This is a genomic window from Oxynema aestuarii AP17, from assembly GCF_012295525.1.
Taxonomy (GTDB): Bacteria; Cyanobacteriota; Cyanobacteriia; order Cyanobacteriales; family Laspinemataceae; genus Oxynema; species Oxynema aestuarii.
On sequence record NZ_CP051167.1, the window covers coordinates 288,174 to 307,482 of the forward strand.

Annotated in this window: 16 protein-coding genes and 1 pseudogene; all 17 read right to left on the minus strand. The window is 48.6% G+C overall.

Features of this window, described 5'->3' with window-relative positions; translation table 11 throughout:
* Positions 1-8 precede the first annotated feature (8 nt).
* Entirely contained in the window at positions 9-590 is a 582-nt protein-coding gene (locus HCG48_RS01260) for an acyltransferase (RefSeq protein WP_168567537.1), read from the minus strand.
* Positions 583-1,527, minus strand: coding sequence for a Gfo/Idh/MocA family protein (locus tag HCG48_RS01265; RefSeq protein ID WP_168567538.1), 945 nt, complete (start codon positions 1,525-1,527; stop codon positions 583-585). The genes HCG48_RS01260 and HCG48_RS01265 overlap by 8 nt, the downstream gene beginning before the upstream one ends.
* The gene (locus tag HCG48_RS01270) at positions 1,524-4,289 is read right to left on the minus strand and encodes a nucleotide sugar dehydrogenase (RefSeq protein ID WP_210437144.1); all 2,766 of its coding nucleotides are present in this window, start codon (positions 4,287-4,289) and stop codon (positions 1,524-1,526) included. The genes HCG48_RS01265 and HCG48_RS01270 overlap by 4 nt, the downstream gene beginning before the upstream one ends.
* A 224-nt stretch (positions 4,290-4,513) precedes the next feature.
* Positions 4,514-5,572, minus strand: a complete 1,059-nt coding sequence (locus HCG48_RS01275; protein WP_168567539.1) for a zinc-dependent dehydrogenase — start codon at positions 5,570-5,572, stop codon at positions 4,514-4,516.
* Positions 5,573-5,685: 113 nt separating this feature from the next.
* Positions 5,686-6,363 (minus strand): Uma2 family endonuclease, encoded by a 678-nt coding sequence (locus tag HCG48_RS01280; protein ID WP_168567540.1) that lies wholly within the window; start codon positions 6,361-6,363, stop codon positions 5,686-5,688.
* A 204-nt stretch (positions 6,364-6,567) separates the two neighbouring features.
* On the minus strand, positions 6,568-7,461 hold the full coding sequence (locus HCG48_RS01285) for a DUF2887 domain-containing protein (RefSeq protein WP_168567541.1): 894 nt from the start codon (positions 7,459-7,461) through the stop codon (positions 6,568-6,570).
* Between the two features lie 124 nt (positions 7,462-7,585).
* Positions 7,586-8,506, minus strand: a complete 921-nt coding sequence (locus HCG48_RS01290; protein ID WP_168567542.1) for a DUF2887 domain-containing protein — start codon at positions 8,504-8,506, stop codon at positions 7,586-7,588.
* Positions 8,507-8,556: 50 nt separating this feature from the next.
* Positions 8,557-8,919: a DUF1823 family protein gene (locus tag HCG48_RS01295; protein ID WP_168567543.1), complete on the minus strand. Its 363-nt coding sequence runs from the start codon at positions 8,917-8,919 to the stop codon at positions 8,557-8,559.
* A gap of 39 nt (positions 8,920-8,958) precedes the next feature.
* A complete protein-coding gene (locus HCG48_RS01300) occupies positions 8,959-14,100 on the minus strand; it encodes a WD40 domain-containing protein (protein ID WP_168567544.1) in 5,142 nt (1,713 codons plus the stop codon).
* Entirely contained in the window at positions 14,101-14,508 is a 408-nt protein-coding gene (locus tag HCG48_RS01305) for a zinc ribbon domain-containing protein (protein ID WP_246259822.1), read from the minus strand.
* A gap of 47 nt (positions 14,509-14,555) precedes the next feature.
* The gene (locus HCG48_RS25665) at positions 14,556-14,840 is read right to left on the minus strand and encodes a hypothetical protein (protein WP_246259824.1); all 285 of its coding nucleotides are present in this window, start codon (positions 14,838-14,840) and stop codon (positions 14,556-14,558) included.
* A gap of 66 nt (positions 14,841-14,906) precedes the next feature.
* Positions 14,907-14,981, minus strand: a pseudogene (locus tag HCG48_RS26735) (hypothetical protein); the annotation flags it as partial.
* An 80-nt stretch (positions 14,982-15,061) separates the two neighbouring features.
* Positions 15,062-15,664: an IS607 family transposase gene (locus HCG48_RS01315; protein ID WP_168567545.1), complete on the minus strand. Its 603-nt coding sequence runs from the start codon at positions 15,662-15,664 to the stop codon at positions 15,062-15,064.
* A 252-nt stretch (positions 15,665-15,916) separates the two neighbouring features.
* Positions 15,917-17,290: a P-loop NTPase fold protein gene (locus HCG48_RS01320; RefSeq protein ID WP_168567546.1), complete on the minus strand. Its 1,374-nt coding sequence runs from the start codon at positions 17,288-17,290 to the stop codon at positions 15,917-15,919.
* A 160-nt stretch (positions 17,291-17,450) separates the two neighbouring features.
* Positions 17,451-18,314 carry an RNA-guided endonuclease InsQ/TnpB family protein gene (locus HCG48_RS01325; RefSeq protein ID WP_246259826.1) on the minus strand — a complete coding sequence of 288 codons (864 nt, stop codon included), beginning with the start codon at positions 18,312-18,314 and terminating at the stop codon, positions 17,451-17,453.
* Positions 18,281-18,778 (minus strand): transposase, encoded by a 498-nt coding sequence (locus HCG48_RS25670; RefSeq protein WP_246259827.1) that lies wholly within the window; start codon positions 18,776-18,778, stop codon positions 18,281-18,283. Before HCG48_RS25670 ends, HCG48_RS01325 begins: the two co-directional genes overlap by 34 nt.
* Complete coding sequence (locus tag HCG48_RS01330) at positions 18,775-19,227, minus strand: IS607 family transposase (protein ID WP_246260194.1); 453 nt, start codon at positions 19,225-19,227, stop codon at positions 18,775-18,777. The genes HCG48_RS25670 and HCG48_RS01330 overlap by 4 nt, the downstream gene beginning before the upstream one ends.
* Positions 19,228-19,309: the final 82 nt, after the last annotated feature.

Sequence of the window (19,309 nt, forward strand, 5' to 3'; positions counted from 1 at the left end):
TTGAAACTTCACCCCAGTTTTTGTACAGAGTCCCTTGAAACTTTCTGATATTTCACCCCTTGAGAATCAACCGCCAAACCCTCGGCATCAAACTCTAACACATCCCCATAGGCGCTCATCCAGCCGATGATTTTTGCTGGAACCCCTGCCACCATTGCATAAGCAGGGACGTCCTTAGTCACGACTGCGCCCGCCGCTACAAATGCACATTCATACAGGGTAACGCCACAAACAATTGTGGCATTGGCACCAATACTCGCCCCTCGCTTCACCAAAGTTGTCGCATAATCCTTGCTGGTATTGCGGGGAAATTCACAGCGTGGGGTTTTGACGTTGGTAAATACCATACTTGGGCCGCAAAATACGTAGTCTTCGAGGATCGCTCCTTCGTAAAGCGACACATTATTTTGAATCTTGCAGTAGTTTCCCACTTCTACCGCATTCGCTACAAAAACATTTTGACCGAGAATGCAATGAGAACCGATTTTAGCTTGTCCCATAACGTGGGAAAAGTGCCAAATTTTTGTTGCTTCTCCAATCTGCGCACCTTCATCCACATAAGCGGACTCATGAACAAAAAAATTAGCCACGTAATGCCTCCGTCGCTTTTTCTAAAATCTCGACGACTGCCACTCCATTCCATCCATCCGATCGCGGACGTTGACCTTTGCTAATACAATCGAGAAAATGCTGACACTCGATCCGTAACGGTTGTGCTTCTGCCACGGGAACCGTTTCACTACCTTCATCTCGATTTTTTAGTTGTTCGTCAACTCCTTTGTTGTAGATCGTTACTTCTTGAGCGACTTCGTCATAAACCAGCATTTGTTTTTCGGCAATGACGACGGTTTTGCGTTCTAGCAAAGGCCAATACCAAGAACAGTGAATATGAGCGGTTTGTCCGCTTGCAAAGAGAAGATCGACATGAATATTATCTTCAATACCTGGCTGTAACATAGCATGACCACTGGCCGCCACGCGATCGATCGCTGGATTGCCGAGTAAATCTAAAACGACAGAAACATCGTGGGGTGCGAACGACCACCAGACATTTTCTTCCCGACGAACCCTTCCTAATTTTGCTCGTGTTGCAGCGACGTGGAGAACTTTACCCGCTTTTCCCGTAGCGAGATAATCTCGGATCCAAGTAATTGCGGGTTGATAAAGAAGCAGGTGACCGACCATCAGAACCAGACCTTTTTTATCGGCATATTCTGCCAAACGTCGCGATTCGTCGGTCTGTAGGGTCATTGGTTTTTCGACAAAGACATGCTTACCTGCTTTTAAGGCAGCATCAGCCATCGCATAATGGGTGGGTGCTGGCGTGGCAATAACAATGGCTGGAACTTGACTGTTGAGAGCTGCTTCAAACGTGTCATACAGCTTAACTTCTGGATAATTCTCGGCAACTTTAGAACGGAGTTCGGGGTTAACTTCTGCCACTCCAGCAAGAGCTTCTAACTCATAAAAATTACGGACTAAGTTTCGCCCCCAATTGCCTGCACCAACGACAATGACTTGAGTCACAGTAAGGTCACCTTTTCTTTTTGACAATCTAAGTGGCGAGTCACGCCTCTGGTGTCGAGAATTGCCCGAGACTTTTCTACCAGATTGAGGTAATTTATTTTGCTATGATCCGTGGCAATAATCACTAGATCGACTTCACCGATCGCCTCTTCCGTGAGTTCTACAGACAGTAAATTATGACCTTTGACTTGAATCTCGGGAACCAAAGGGTCATGGTAGCTCAGGTTGACCCCATCTTGCAAGAGCAATTCCATAATCGATATGGCGGGAGATTCCCGCCAATCGGCAATGTCTTTTTTGTAAGCGGCGCCAATCACGAGAACTTGCGACTTTGAAGGGGCCTTACCAATCCCGTTTAAAACTCGCCAAACTTTCTCGCGGACAAACTCCGGCATTCTCCGGTTGACTTCCCCCGCTAGAGCAATAAAATGAGTTTCAAAGTTATGCTCTTTGGCCTTCCATTCCAGGTAATGAGGGTCGAGGGGGATGCAGTTATGGACATACACCCCAGTAGTCGCTGCAAAAGTATGTGTTTCTGCGACTTCCACACTATAAACAGGGGTTTTGGCAGTAAAAGGCGTCACGGAATGAATTTGAGCCACAGCATACGGTTGATTCACCTGTGGCCGTTTACTCGCCAGGTGACGTTTTCGGTTTAACCGTAAACGAGCGAGTTTCTGAGCTTTGTCCCCTAAAAACCAGGTTTCTAAACGTTCTAAATCTTTGTAGGATTTAAATCGTAATTGAGGCTTGTCTTTTTTTCGGTAGGGCGTCAGTCCTAATTCTTGCAGGAGCAAAATGACCTGTTCAAATAATTCGGGACTGCTACTAAAAAAGCCTACAGTGCCGCTATTGTTTTCATGGGTCTGAACTACACCATTTGTCTGATAAGTCTGCTTGCCACACCGGACATGAACATCCCCATCTCCGCGAAATAATCCTTTTAAGATTTCAGTCCGAATGGCTGCACTCCCCGCCATAATTGGAGCAGGAATTCTCATAGAGTAAGCATCAGTTCCAGTCCGGAGAACATCCCGGAAAAACCAACTCAGAAGCCAACCTTTAACTTTAAGCGTTGTAGAATGCCACTGAGGGTCGTTGTACTCGCTACAACTTAAACCCAGTTCGGACAGCAAATCGCGCACATCTTGCAAGTATTCTCGCTCATCCCGATTGAAGGTAAAACGCAGCCGTAAATTCCCGGTTTTCTCTTCAGTAATACAGCCTTCACTCAAATAATACCCCAGCAATCGAGCCAGACTTTCGTTGACTGGAATCACTACAGGAAAACTAGAAAAAGAAGGGCCTCGGCCAGTAACTAAAGCCAACTGCTGGGGTTTTCCACGCAGTTGTTCGGGCAGTTTTTTCCAGACCGTTAAAGGGAGACTGTTGTCGCGCAGAACATCACGAGTTTTTTCGTGAAGTAGGGGTTTGAGATCATCTTTGAGAGCCTCCCATCCTTGCGAATGTTTGACTCGTACTTTTTGAGCCAATTGTTCGGGTAAGAGGGGAATGACTTCAATGGACTCTGGTTCATCTAAATCATCTGCTGTCGGTTGATGCACCAGGGGAACCATGTCTCCCTGGGTTAATGCGATCGCATCTCGAACTTGCAAGCGATCCGCTTCATGAACGAGCATTGGGTGGCGATCGGTTACCGTCAGTTGACGGCGATCGCTCGTTTCGACTTTAACCAATGTCCCCTCATATTCCCTCGCAAATAAATAGCTAACGGGTTTCCATCCTTGTTGTCCCGTTTCTAAATCAATGGAGAGCACTTCGAGTCCTTCTGGTCGCAGAAAAGCGCCTCCGAGATGATAGAATACGCGCTCGCTGCGTTCTTGTACTCGTTGATAGAGGGCTTCTAGTGCAATCACCCCATTATCTTGATGCCAGCGATAGCGGACCTGTTCTGTTCCCACGAGACAGTGACCCCCTACCCCCGGTCCGGGATAAAAGGGCATAATCCCAAAGGGTTTCGTATTCGCCGCATCTAAGACTTCCCAAACATTCAACTCGAGGCGATCGCACAACAAAGCTAATTCATTCGCCAGCGCAATATTAACAGCTCGGAAAGTATTCTCAAATACCTTAACTAACTCCGCAGCTTTAGCGCTACTGACCGGAACGACATGCTCGATGGTTTGTTGATAAAATAAAGTGGCGACTTCGAGGGAATTAGGATCGGACGCACCAACCACTTTATTCGTATTTTTAGTGGTATAACGCTGATTTCCCGGATCGACTCGTTCGGGAGAATGAGCTAAAAAAAAGTCTTCACCCTGGTGCAATCCGCTAATTTTTTCTAAAACAGGTCGCATCACCTCATCAGTCGTCCCCGGATAAGTCGTCGATTCCAAAGTCACTAGTTGTCCGGGTCTGAGTCGGCGCGCTACTTCTTCGGTGACGCTTTCGATATAGCTGAGATTCGGGGTCAAGTTTTTCGTGAGTGGCGTGGGAACGCAAATCACGATCGCATCCATTTCTGCCACGCGCTCAAAGTCGCTGGTGGCTTCTAGGTGCCCCGTCCTCACCACCTGCTGTAAATCCTCATCCTTGACATCACTGATGTAGTTCTCTGCACGATTCACCCGTGCGGCTTTCTCAGGATTCTGCTCAATGCCTAAGACCTTAAAGCCCACTTTAGCCTTTTCTACGGCAAAAGGAAGGCCCACATATCCCAAGCCAACGACGCCAATCACCGCAGTGCGATCGCGAATCTTTTGCTTGAGTGTAGATAAGGATTGACCTTTATTAATCATTCGCTATGTTTTGCTTGTCGTTCTCGACCGACTCAATTGTTTTCTTAACTTTATAGCAATAGCATTTTCTAACAAACGAGGTATAATTTCGATCCCCCTAAATCCCCCTTTATAAGGGGGACTTAACCGAACTCCCCCCTTATAAAGGGGGGTTGGGGGGGATCCTCGATCAACTTCATTAATCTAGAAAACACTACATTTTAATCTATAAAAACAAGATCTCTTCAGTCCCTGCCGCCAGATTCCAGTAAAATCTTATAAGTTTCTGGATTGGGCTGAATCGCCCGGGCTACGGCTCCCGAAAGTTGGCTCAGATCGTACTTATCGCTGACCAACTTATCTACATCGATGCGCTTCTCAAACACAATTTGTGCGGCCAAATTTTGCAAACGATAGGAAGAACTGTAACTCCCCATCAAATCGATTTCACGACGATAGAGAATGTTCGGGTTGAGAGGAATCTCGACTTCATCGGGAAACTCCGCAAAAAATAGAATTTTACCTCCTTTTCTCGTGCAATCGAGCGCTTGGAAAAAGGCTTTTTCACTGGGGACAGCCAAGAGGCTGAGATCGACTCCCAAACCTGCGGTCAGCTTTTGAACTTTTTGAGGTAAATCGGGGTCTCGGGCGTCTAAAGCCGCTTCTGCGCCCACTTCAAAGGCTTTTTCGATGCGGGAAGGTATTAGATCGGTGGCGATCGCCCGCGCCCCAAAATAGCGCAGCAGCATCACGAACATCAAGCCAATCGGACCCGCACCCGTGACCAACACCGTATCTCCTGCTTGAACTCCCGCCTTTTTAATCGCCTTCAAACAGCAATTCGTGGGTTCCACAAAGCTCGCTTGCTCGAAGGTCACCCCGTCGGGAATCGGAATCAAACCGCCATTGCGGACGATATGACCCGGAACCTTGACATACTCGGCAAAACCGCCCCCACTGGGAGCAAACCCCGCCGTTGTCGTGACGTTTTTGTAGGTGTCACACATCGAGAAGTTGTCGTTGAGGCAATAAGCGCACCGCATACAAGGAATGTGATGCATGACGGCAACGCGCTGTCCGAGTTCCCATCCTTCCACCTCGTCGCCCATTTTGGCAATCACTCCAGCCATTTCATGTCCGAAGATGCGCGGGGGTTCGTAAAGCGGATAGCAAATTTTTTTAATATCTGACTGGCACAACCCCACCACCTTGACGCGGACTAAAACCTCGTCCGCTTCGAGTTCGGGGATGGGGACTTCTTCGTAACTGAGTTGATTGACGCCTCGGAAGACTTGGGCTTTCATCGGCTACAGGGTTAGGCTGGATTCGACGGTTTTTAGGTCTTGGGTTGCGTTAGCCACGGGTAGGGTGGGCAAAATTTTGCCCACCCTACTTAGGGATGAGTTTGGAGTTTAGCTCAACCTCGGTTCAGATGGGCGACAAACTCCTGATGTTCTGGCGAGCTCAGCCCTTGCTGCAGTGCGGCTAACACTTGCTGCATGTTGCCTGTCAGCAAGGCTCGGACATCCAGGCGCAATCCGGGAAAAAACGGACTGGCGCACAGACCCGCCGCATCGGGTTGCTGTTGTCGGTAGGTTCCCTCATCGAGAATATACCAGCGAAACTCGCTTTCTTGCACTACCCAGACCAGATATTCGCGAACGCCATTGCGGCGATAAGCCTGGAGTTTATCATAAAGGTCGTAGGATGCACTACTGCTCGCGACTTCGACGATGAACTCGGGGGCGCCTTCGATGTAGTCATCTTCACTAATGCGCGATTGTCCGCCACAGGCTTCATCGAGGCGCAGGAGGGCGTCGGGTTGGGGTTCGTTATCGAAATCGAGGCGGACGGTGGCGTTATCGGCGGCTTCCACTCCTGGAGTCATGGCAGCATAAACTTGGAGCCACGCAACGATTTGGCTGTGGGGTTTACCATGTTGGCTGTAACGTAGAGGAGAGGGCACGTAAACGGTTCCTTCGATTAATTCGGCTTTTTTAAGATGGTGCATGAGGTGATAACGCCGCTCGAATTCGCTGCGCGTGAGGCGATCGCCGTTCTCAAAAGCCGGAATGAATTGACGAGCCACTTTCATACAAATATTCCTTAATAAGTCACGGGTAGGGTGCGCAAAATTTTGCCCACCCTACTACTTTCTATATGGGTTGAGGTGGGGTAGAACAGATAGTCTTTAACCCGGTAATTACTGGTAAAACCTAGTAATACTGTGTATTAGGTGCTATCTTACCTGGCTCTGGCTAATTGCCAGAGATTGTTTTCAAGAAGAGCAAAATTTTGCCTACCCTCGATGCGCTTGCAACCAAGCGTCTAAATCTTCAATTCCTTGAAAATCTAACAGCGCCTCCCCCAGAGACTCCAATTGTGGAATCGAAAGACCCCGCACGGTGTTAATGCGATCGGGCGTTACTTCTCCAAATCGGCGAGAGAGCAGCCGTAAAATCAGATTCGCTCTTCCGAGTTGCTCTCCTTGTTGGCGTCCTTCCTGGAGTCCTTGTTGGCGTCCTTGTTGGCGTCCTTCTTGACGTCCAATCTCGTGAACTTCCTGATAAAAACGAGTTTGGGTGACATCTGCAGTTTTGAGATCCAACATATTGCGTATCTCTTCAACGCTTAAAGTGGTAAACTTATTGACCAGTATAGCTTCCACCACATCTAGGTATTTCTCAAACTCTTCGGGGGTTTGGGCGCGGTTTAAAATCGATCGCGCTAATGTAGAAGCTTCCCCATCGGGAACCACCACTAATTTGAGTAGGGATAAATTCGGACTGAGATTTTCTGGAGAGAGTAAATCTTCTAGATACAACCGCCCCACTGAACTGGATAACAAGTTTTGATAAGGAACTGGCGAGCCTAAGTTCACTGTTCGATTTCGTAGGATTAGAAACCCTTGCCAAGGCCGGGTAATGTCGTATTGCAGAAGATAGCCAAAGATGCTGGCAAAATACCGGGCGTAAAATCGGCGATCGCTTTCCATTTGCGCTTCGAGAAACACCAATGGCAAATTTAGATCTTCCGAGACCGGGGTCAGTAACCCATCGAGTCGCAGTTCTTTTTTTTGAAACACTGGAACACTATAGTCAAATTCGCAGTCCGGAGGAATCCCTTCTAAGAGTTCGGAAATTAGACTGGGTTGCGTCAAGAAAATCCGATAAAATAGTTTGTCGGTTTTCATTTAACTAATTTTTTCTCAATCATTTGTTCGGTCTTCCAGCATGATTATAGTCCGGTGAGCCAAGCTACCGGACGATTAGATAACTTTAAAAACGTAGAGTCCGGACACTATCTTGTCCTGACAATTAGGATTCTCCGTTCTCTTGCAACCAGGTGTTAAAATCGCCAATTTCCTGAAAATCTAATAGCGCCACACCCAGAGACTCTAATTGGGGAATAGAGAGTTGCTGCACTGCATCAATTTGCTCGGTCGTTACTTCTCCAAATCGGCGAGAGAGCAGCCGTAAAATCAGATTCGCTCTTCCGAGTTGCTCTCCTTCCTGGCGTCCTTCTTGGCGTCCTTCCTGGCGTCCTTCCTGGCGTCCTTCCTGGCGTCCTTCTTGGCGTCCTTCTTGACGTCCAATCTCGTGAACTTCCTGATAAAAACGAGTTTGGGTGACATCTGCAGTTTTGAGATCCAACATATTGCGTATCTCCTCAATGCTTAAAGTGGTAAACTTATTTACTAGTATAGCTTCCACCACATCTAGGTATTTCTCAAACTCTTCGGGGGTTTGGGCGCGGTTTAAAATCGATCGCGCTAATGTAGAAGCTTCCCCATCGGGAACCACCACTAATTTGAGTAGGGATAAATTCTGACTGAGATCTTCTCGGGAAAGTAAATCTTCTAAATACAACCGCGCTACTGAACTAGATAACAAGTTTTGATAAGGAAGTGGGGAGCCTAAGTTCACTGTTCGATTTCGCAGAATTAACAACCCTTGCCAGGGTCGGGTAATGTCGTATTGCAGAAGGTAGCCAAAGATGCTGGAAAAATACCGGGCGTAAAATCGGCGATCGCTTTCCATTTGGGCTTCGAGAAACACCAATGGCAAATTCAGATCTTCCGAGACCGGGGTCAGTAACCCATCGAGTCGCAGTTCTTTTTCTTTGATCACTGGAGCGCTATAGTCAAATTCGCAGTCCGGAGGAATGTTTGGCAATAATTCAGCCATTAGACTGGGCTGATTTAAAAAAATTCGATAAAACAATTTATCGGTTTTCATTTTATAAGCCACAAGTAGGGTGGGCAAATATTGACCACCCTACCCTATTTTCAAGCCGATTCCATATAACTGAGGAGCCAGTTAGTCATGGTGGCACGGCGGGTGAGGCGGGGAATCAGTTCGCCGACTTTATAGCCTTTAAACCCGAGTTTTTCTTTTAGTAATTGTTTGTGTTCTTTGGGAATAGAACGGGTTAATTTGACGGTGGCGGGACGACTGGCGATAAAATCTGGAGGTTCGGGATAGTTTTCTTGCCAAAGGGAATCGGTTTGGCTGGCGTCCCAGCTTTGAGTTGTTTCGTCGTAGCGGTAGCCTAAGTAGTACCAGACGAGACGATTGACGGTTTCGTCGTCGAGGTTGTCGTTGAGGATATCCCAGAGTGTTTCTTCGGTTAAGGGGGGAAGTTCGGACATGGTGGGGAATTTTAGAGTTTAGAGTTGAGATGGAAGAGGTCAGGGAATCTCTCGAATGGGGATTCCTTCACAAAGATTGCGGTCTTCTTCGCTGATGTTGGTGGAATGTTCTAAATAGTCATTTAACCAACTACAGGCGCGAATCACCAGATCGTCTAAGTCGAGGTTCCAGACGATGATGTGGTTGTCGGCGCCTGCGGAGGCGATCGCCATTTTCCCCGCCGGACTGAAGGCGACATCTAACACGCCGGAGGTATGACCTTGGAGGGTTTTGATCAAATTCCCATTGTTCAAACTCCAGAGTTTGACGGTGGTATCCCAACTGGCGGAGGCGAGGATTTCGCCGTTGGGGGAAAAACTGACACTTTCGACACTATCGCTATATCCCTGTAGCAGGGTGCGCGGTTCGCCACCTTCCAAGGGCCACAGCTTGACGGTATTGTCCCAACTGGCGGAGGCGATCGTTTTACCGTCGGGAGAGAAGCTAACGTCGGTCACGTAGGAGTCGTGACCTGCAATTCCGGAAAAAGTACGCACTAACTTTTTCTGGCGGGTATCCCAGAGTTTAATGGTTTTATCGTCGCTTCCAGAGGCGAGATAGCGTCCGTTGGGAGAGAAGCTGACGCTGTTGACCCGATCGCCGTGACCTTCCAACGTCGCCAACAAACTCCCATCGACGCCCCAGAGTTTCACGGTACGATCGCGACTTCCGGAGGCGATCGTTTGACCGTCTGGCGAAAAACTCACCGCATAGACGCGATCGCCGTGAGTGGAAGCCCCGTTACAATCCTCATTCCCTTCATCCTCCATACTCGTCACGGGGGATAACGAGACTTCTACCCTTTCCAACTTCGGATCCACCAAGGTTGTTAACAACTCCCCCTGACGATTCCAAACTTTGACCGTGCAGTCTTGCGAAGCGGTCGCAATCGACTCCCCATCCGGGGAAAACGACACCCCAAACACCCGTTTTTGATGCCCTTGCGCTTCGTTGAGGGTCGTCAGCAAATTCCCCTGTCGATCCCACAGCTTCGCCGTATTATCCCAACTCGCCGAGGCGATCGTTTCGCCATCGGGGGCAAAACTGACACTAGAAACGCGACTGTCATGACCTTTCAAAACCGTCAACAAACTTCGTCGGTACCGCCACAACCGCACGGTTTTATCGAAACTTCCGGAGGCGAGGGTTTCGCCATCGGGGGCAAAACTGACGCTGGTCACGCGACCGCTATGCCCTTTGAGGGTACGAACTAAGGTCCCGTCCAGTTCCCACAGTTTGATCGTGTTGTCGTCGGACGAGGAAGCGAACAGATTGCTATTCGGGACGAAAGCGAGGCTGAAAATCTCGCCCTCGTGGGCTTTCCAAATTCTCGGCGGGCGCCCGTCGAGGTGCCAGACCCGAATCATCTTATCGATCCCCGCAGAAACGATACTTTTGCCATCTTTGGAAAAAGCAACGGCGATCGCCCAATCGTTATGGGGCGGTAAAGTCGTCATCAGCTTACCGTTGCGGCGCCAGACTTTCACCGTTTTATCGTCGGACGCCGACGCAATCAGTTGACCGTCCGGAGAAAACGTCACCCAGGTAACCGGACCGTCGTGACCGCGAATTGTTTTGACCAATTGACCGTCAGAACGGCGCCAGAGTTTGATCGTGCGATCGTGACTGGCGGTAGCGACCAGTTCCCCATCCGGAGAAAACGTAACGCAGTAAACACTATCCTCGTGACCGTCGAGAATCGCCAACAACCTGCCATCTTCAGCATTCCAGAGTTTGACCGTGCGATCGCGACTCGCCGAAGCGATCGTCTTCCCGTCCGGGGAAAAACTGACGCTGGTGAGGGCTTCGAGATGTCCGGGTAAAAGCAGATGGAGACTCCCGTCCGGCTTCCAAACTCGGATCTCCCCGTCATTCCCTGCAGAAGCAATTAAATCCCCCCGTGGGGAATAACTCACACTCCAAACTTCGGCGCCGTGACCTTCGAGACGGTTGCGTTCTCGCACGCCATAAACCGCTTGTTGCAATGCCGTCGCCACCCGCATTTTAGTTTCCACATCCGGCTGTTTTGCCTGTTTGAACTCCCCCCACGCCCTCAAACTTTCCATGAGCGCGTCAAATTCCCGATTTAAAACGAAAAGCGCCTCGTTGGCGGCACTCATGGCGATAATTTGCGCCCGTTCTTTTTGAACTTCCAGAAACCGTTTCTGGACTTCTGCTTGTTGCCAATTGCGGACAGCAAACAAGCTAACAATTGCCAAACCCACCGCTAACACCATCAATCCCTGGCGTTGTTGTTTGAGTTTTTGATTGCTCTGTTCGAGTTTGACTTGAGATTGCTTTTTTTCTTCTTCTAAAGCTTTCGCCAAACTGGCTTGAACGCCGAAATCTTTTTCATATTTCTGGCGGACGGGATTGACGAGATAATCGTGAACCAACTGATAGCGTTCGGCGGGTTCTTCGTGGTGGAGAAACACCAAGCCGGAACCGACTAAAATTTCGAGAATGAGGTTGAGCCGTTCTTCTCCCGGCGCCGCTTCGCCGACGATTTCCCCGGAACACACTTGGAGTAATTCTTGTTTAGTTTTGAGGGGGCGAGTGTTTTTGCGATCGGTGAGGTTGTAAAGAATTTCCCAAGCAATGCGCTCGTTCTGCGGGCCGCAATCGCGCACGACTTGGACGAGCGATCGCTCGATCAAGGTCGATTTCGGCGCGCTTCCCAGTTGTCGATAGGCTTTGAGGGTGGTGATTTTATCGTCTTGTAATTGAGCGCCGACCAGTTGCAATTCAATCGGGCGAACTTCTCCGGTATCGTCGGCGAGATCGTTGACGAGGGCATCGATCAACTCGGGTTCTAAATAAAACTGCGATCGCCCGCTCAAACTTTCAAAAACTTCAGTGGCTTTTTGCCGGGAAAAATCTCCGAGATAGTAGCGAATCTCTTTATTGAGAATATCGTTGTTGACGATATCGAATTTTCGCGACCGCTCTAACTCCAATAAATAATGTAAAAAATCGATTCTCAACGAAAGAATCACTTTCACAAACGGAACGTCGAGAGCTGTTTTTAAAAAGTCGTAAAATTGCTCGCGAGTTTCGCGGGATTTGATCGCGAAAAAAAACTCTTCAAATTGATCGAAAATGAGAATCGTCAGCAAGTTGCGTTCTGCATTTTCGCGCAACTGCCGGACGATCGCCTGCGCTGTCGCGACGGGTTCTCCCGTACTGGCGGCGATCGCCAACGCCCCCTCCTCAGAACCGGACCGATCCCCCGCACTCCCCTCCCGACCGAACGCCTCGCCGAGAGTTCGCGCCAAGGTGCCGACCCAATCGAGATAGGCGGACACGATCGCGGTCAGGGCCAAGCGATCGCCCACCGGACGCTGTTCGAGGGCCGGAACCAATCCCGCTTTGACCAAGGACGATTTACCGACCCCGGACTGACCGTAAAGAATCGTTAACTTGCGATCGGCCCGGCTCATCCGTTCGCACAGCCGTTCTACATCCTGCTGGCGTCCGGCGGCGGCAATTTCTTGAGAGGGAAATCGAAACTCATTACCCTGCAACGAAGCCCAGGACGGGCGATAACCGCCAGCCGTCCCGGTTTGGGAAGGTTGGAGTTGTCCGGCGCCGATAAAGGCGCGAAACCCGTAAAGGGTCTCGATCGCCCGTTGTTCTTGTTTGATCCGAAAAGCCTGCAAATATTCACCACGTTGGAAATACAGCGATCGCAATTCGTTCAAAATCTCCACGTGCAAGCCCGGATCTTCCGACGGAACGCTCACCTGACGGGCGAGTTTCAAATGACGCAAGGCTTCGGCTTGGCGAATCCGGAAAAAGCGCACCAAGGCGTTACTATCGCCGGAAATCGGCGATTTTTGTAAAGCCTGCCCCAGCAAAAAGAAATACAGCCCCCGTTCGCTGCCGATCGCCTCGGCGACGGGCGCCAGGGTATCGATCGCGCTGGCCGCTTGCAGGCGGCAAAGTTCCCAATCCCCGCGAACCCGGGCGACTTGCGCCAAAAAACCGTAATCGCGCGCCAGTTGCACCGGATCGTTGGCGTGGAGGTCGAGGGCATATTGCGCCAACTGTTCCAACTCGTCCCACGCTTCCAACTCTCGCAACACTTGTCCCAACGGGGTCAAATATTGCGCCACTAAATCGAAACGTTCCGCCTCGTGAAAGACCGATAACGCCTCTTGGAAATAATCTCGGGCGCTTTCCCAGTGTTGGCGTTCTCGGACACGATTCTCCTCCGGAGACGTTCCGCGAACCAGTTCGGCCCGACGGGCATATAACAAGCCCAAGTAAAATAAAACGGTCCCGTGACATTCCGGCGTTCCCGGCGGTGACAGGCCCCGATCGCCTTCCCGGTAGTTCTCACTCGGTCGTTCTCCCGCCTCGCAGATCGCCAAACTCTTCTGATAGGCGATCTCTGCCGTGTCGAGGCGGTCTTGGCAAAAGTCGTCAAACCCTCGCAGAAACTCGACTTGAGCGCGTAAATCCGTTTCTAGGTCGATCCCGCGCCATTCTAAATCTTTGAGGGCAAATTCGACCTCGCCACGGGCGATCGCCTCGATCGGTCGGGCGATCGTCCAATTTCTGCCGAAATCCGCACCGCCAATTTGTAAAATTTTCCCGAGGCGATCGCGGGTTTCGCCACGCAAAAAGGCGAGTAATTCGGCACTGGAGAGTTCAAATTTAATCGAGGTCGCCGCCCAACTTTTAAAATCCGGCGCGAAGCGGATCGCCGTCGCTAACAGATCTTCGTTGACCCACAAAATCAGTGGAAAGGGGAAGTTTTTACGAAATTCTTCCCGCATCTGATTGGTGGAAATCAGCAACGATTCGAGGGCGATCGCCGACTCCAACCCCAAAATCATTAAGCCGAGGGGCTTGCGATCGCCCAGGAATTCGGCGATCGTCGTGTAGAGGGTGGTAACGGTATTCGGTAAAACTAAGCTCTCAAGGGGTTTGTCCGGAATCTGCGGATCGTCGCGACACAGTGTTTCTAATTGGGCGATCGCGCGCGATCGCAAAAAGCTGTAGTTACAGCGCATCAAAATCAAGGCAAACTGCCCTTGAGACAGGGCGATCGCCCGAACGGACGTGTGTAAAGAACGCTCGTTATAAGCGTCGCTCTCAAGAGCGTATGGCGAATCAGTCTTGACACCCTCCCCCACTTAAGCCATCTCGCTACGCTTAATATCTTTCAAGTGGGCGATTCCAGTCCCTCGCGACACTGGTTTTCTGCTTCCTCCCGTGCCAACTAGAGCATCGTGACCGACACTCCCCGTCGCTTCCAGTCCACAGACATTTTCAGCCACGCTATGCCCTAGCGCAGAAATTCCACGATTTCTAATTTCCTGACTTGCCGCTACATCTCTGGTGGTGATATATCCACATTCATTGCAGCAGTGAACTCTCAGATCCAGGGTTTCCTTCCCCGTATATCCGCCACAGTTAGGACAAGTCTGACTCGTCCCGTTTCTATCCACTCTAGCAAAACACACACCCCGTTTCCAACACACCCACTCTAAGATCTCCACAAACTGACCGAAGCCCGCATCGGCACCGTGTTTTGACAGCATTCCTCTCTGCCACGAGACCACGTCGATCTCTTCGACAAACAACATACCTACCGCTCTCTTATTTTTGGTGTGACCTGGGGTTCAAAATCAATTTTGAAGGCAATATACCAGTCCCCTGCTCGTTTACTCATCGTGACGTTTTTGGGATGGACTGGCGGTAACTGTTCGTGGCTTCTTACCCAACCGATCCGAGGTAGCTTCATCCAATCACCGGAAACTTTAATGCTTCCTTCCAGGTAAAAACTCTCTTTGACATTCTTTTTCTTAAACTTGGGGAAACCTGTTCCTTTGACTTGCCCAACTCGCTTAACCGCTTTATTGAGGTGACACAACGCTTCTTGAGGGCTACATTTGGAAACCTTATAGTACCAAGGATTCTGACTTTTTACCTCGGCGACTCATCTCTTGTGTAAGTCTATAGCACTCGGGAGTTTACCTCCGGCTTCTAATGTTTCCTTACAGGTAGCGAGTCCCCAATTCCAAACGTTTCGAGCTACAAGGAGCGTGTTTCGCCATCAGCGTTCGTTTTCAGTTATTTAAGTCTAGCTTGGTCTTAAAGCTTTTCACTAATTTTTTTTAACTCCTCAACTATTTTTTTGTTCTTGCCACTTCGGCTACCATAAAGACGAGCCGAAAACACGTTAATGATTTCTAACACATCGTTGGCTAAGTCTTCCTCAGAACTGGCATCCTCAGTCCGATTTATAATCACAATCTCTACACCAAACTGCTCGCAGATGCTGAACACAAGTTCAGCCCCGAATCTAAGTAACCTATCCTTATGGGTCAGAACCAGTCTGTCGATTTCACCCGATGTGATTAACCTCAGAAGACGCTTTAACCCACGCTTACTGTAATTCATCCCAGAGCCTAAGTCTTGGATAATCTCATGCTCCCAACCATTTTGAGCGCAGAACAATTCAATAATTTCCTTTTGACGTTCTAGGTCTTGTTTCTGGTCGTGGCTACTGACTCGTGCATAACCGATTGTGTATGCTCTATGAGGTTCAACCCCGAGCAATTGAGACATAGAGTATCTCCGGTGTCCCGACGCCGTGCGCTCAGGGATTAATTTCCCTTCCGATTCCCAACGTCTTAACGTCGATGGTGATACTCCTTTGATTTTTGCTGCTTCGGAAATACTAAACTTACTCATGATTTGATTATAGCCTAAAAAATGAGTAAGTTTAAAACATTTTAGTGATAAATTTAAACCCTGTCTCCAGCCCTTGGCTGGGTAGAGAGGAAAAACACACTAGCTCTGGGGTTGTTCCCTCAACGAGATCGGGGGATCTCCAGATCGATCGCTATTCTGGCCCATGCCGATCCCCCCTGGGACGATCGCGATCGCAATCCCGGCGATTCTCCATTGTGGTTCCACCGATCCCCGAGAACTTCACCATCGCTCCTAACGGCTCATTTGCCAATTTTTAAACTTAGGCGCTTCCGCTAACGCCGGATTGATCCAATACCAACGCCCCTCGGGGTCGCGATATTCAAATAAAAACATACTGCGTAACAAGATTTGATAATGTTCGTCCCCCTGAACGCTACGATTTTCCAAGGCTTCAAATAACAACGCCCACTCGTCATCGCTAATCGCCGCGATCAAATCGTCGCGATGTTCTTTGATCACGTTTTCCAAACACATCCGCGAAATCGGCGGATCTTGTTGTTGCAAACAGCTATATAAAAACCCGAGCAAGTTGCGCGGATGACCGCCACTGACCCGACAGAGGCGATCGAGGGTGTCCCGGGAATCGAATACCTCGTCGATCAACTCTAAATGCCGTTCCGGGGCAATTTCTGGAAACGCCCGAGCCAGCACCATGTGGCGCAGCAAGTTCATCCCCTTTTGAAAATCTTGACCCTCGCGCGACTGCACCGGAACCATCGGCAATACTTTCGGTTTGACTCCGAAACGACTGGTTAAGCGACCGAAATCGTTGGAGAAAATTAACGATAGCGGAATCGTGTAGACCACGTGACAGTTGAGGCGCCGGAGCTGTTCGCCGCGATCGACAAATAAGTATTCCGGCTGGGTCCGTCCGGAGGGTTTCGGCGAACTGTCTACCCGATCTAAGTTATCGACAATCACCACTAATCCTTTTTTCCCCTGCCCTTTGAGTAAAGCATTGGCCGGATCGAGCAGTTCGCTATTAATCGCTTCGAGAATATTGTTGGTACGCGGTTCTAAATACTGGCGCAATTGATGGCGGATTTTGGGACTGTGACGGGCCCGGGCCGTAATCGAACCGATGCCCCCCGGCAAGGAAAAGCCGACTTCGCCTTCGCTCGTGGCACTGAAGGTTCCGACGCCGGGAATGGCGGCTTCGCCTTTGAGTTCGATGGGAGTTTGTAAAAACTGGGCGGCTTCCTGGAGTAAGTTTTTAAAGCCGCGCGGTTGCACGGAAATATCGATTTTTTCCAAGCTTTCCGAGACTTGGCGGGCGATACTGAGCAAAATTTCGGTGATATCGACATCGGCCATATCGAGGTCTTGGGAGGACTCGAAGTAGACGACGTGGAATCCTTGTTGTTGCAGTTCGTTTTTCAGTCGGAAGAGTTCGGTGGATTTCCCGCAACCGATATGTCCGGTGAACAGTTGACAGGTGGGGTCGTCCCCGGAGAGTAGGGAAATGGTGCGACCCAATTCGCGAATGATATTCCCCCCCCGAACGGAAGAAAAATCGATGTAGTATTTGCGATCTTCCTCGTTGGTCATGTCGAGGGTTTTGCTGGGATTGCAGGCTTTGAAAAATCTCGGTAAATCTAAGTTCATCTCAATGTTGACGGCTGATCTGGAGATCGGGGTAGACCCGGGACAGGATGCTTTTACTTTTCTTGGTCGATGGTTTCAGGATAGTTAACCAAAATATAGTCAGATATAAACAAGACATGGATTCTATTTCAAAAATCCCCTTCATTTTGGCTTTGAGAGATTAATTCTCATAATCGTGAACTACGCACCTCTCTATCCCATAGCCCATAAAGGCATTTGAGAATGCTTTTCTTAAGATATTATAGGAACCTAAAATATCCGCTTGGCACAATAATCCTGTATCAGTCCGGTAAAGACCTCTTTGGATTCTTTTTCCCGTAAACTTGGGAATTTCTACTGTTTCTCCATAAACGGGAAGCGGATCTAAGTTGAAAAAGTTCGACTGGCTGGTATAACTCTCTTCAGTTAGAACCACTTTAATCCCTACTAATTGACATTTATAGGTCAACATTTCAATCAGACGGTTGAAAGGAATTCCCACAAAGTTTTGGTTGTTAACTTTCCCCATCTTGGCATTTTGTTTCCACCCCTCATTTTTGCCAATGACTAAAGTAGTAATATTTTTATCAAGCAGTAGATTGACCAGATAACGGCTGGCTCGATGGAGATAGTTCTCCACTTTTTGATTTCGGCATCGAGTCAGACGCTGGATTCTCTTAGAGGTGGGTCGATTTCCTTTTAATTGGGATTGGAGAAAGGCTTTTCGTTTATTGTAGAATTGATTCAGGCTTTTTAAGGGTCGCAGGTACATAAACGCACTCCCTGTTTTTTTGATATTAAAGTGTGCGTTTATGTACCTGCGACTGCCATTTATCAACAGAGGAACAAAGTCCGGTTGATTAGAAGTTACAGCCATTAAAACATCTACACCTAAATCCACACTAGCGATCCATTCATTGGATTTTAATGTTGGTTCTACTTCTTCATAAATAACCTCAATGATATAACAATCGCATCGAGGAACGATTCTCACCTCCACTACTTTTTCGGCTACAGAAGTCTCCAAATTTGGGTTTTTGAGCATTTGATTTTACCTTGTTTTAAAGCCACTTTACTTAGAGCCTGTTTCACGTACACCAATAAGTGACGACCTTTCTGACTGTTTTTATATTTGGGAATTTTCGGGTTGACTAAAAACTTCTCCTTGTTGACTTTGTAGGCTTGATTGGCGGCAAAAAAGGATTGCCAGTTTTTGTCTAATCCTCGTAACACCTGTTGAGAGACTTTAGCTGGTAAAGCGCGATATTGCTCCGTCTTCTGCATTAATTTATCCATCCGGTTATAGTTCAAGTAACCATGACCATAAATAAAGTTTTGACGGATTAGATAATTAGCCGCATTGTAGAGATTTTTGGAATGCCATGATAACTCATCGATCTCATCCCAAAACCTATGACCTTTTTTGATTATATGTCTTTCGACTAATTTCACTAGCGTTCCTTTAATTCGGCAATGATTTTTTCGGTTTTCCGTTTCGAGCGTCTTCATCCATAAAGACGAGAACAAAATGAAGTAATGATAGCAATTAAATCTTCCATCAATTGATCTTGTCGATCCTCGCTATGATTGACAATCTCAACGGTTTTTCCCCTCTCTTTTAACCGGATCTCAAGGTGATTTGTCCCCAACCTCGCCAAACGGTCTTTATGCTCCACTATCAATATATCGTAATGGGAATCGGTTAAAACCTTAGCCAATTTTGGACGATTATCATTTAAACCACTGCCAATTTCTTTGACGACTTTATAAATTTGATAGCCTCTGGCAATAGCATAATCTTTTAACCGTTCCGCTTGTCGCTCAAGGTGATCTTTATTTTCTGCACTAGAGACTCTGGCATAAATACAGGCCATTCTCTCGGTTTTCTTCTTCCCTTCTTCGGTAATGATAATTGTTCCCGAAGTTGATAGCCCGTTAGATGACCTTTTTGCCACCATCTCCACGCCGTTTGATAACTCACCCCGGCTTTTTTGGCATAGTCTGAGAGTTTCATGGTTATATCTTAACAGGAATGACTAT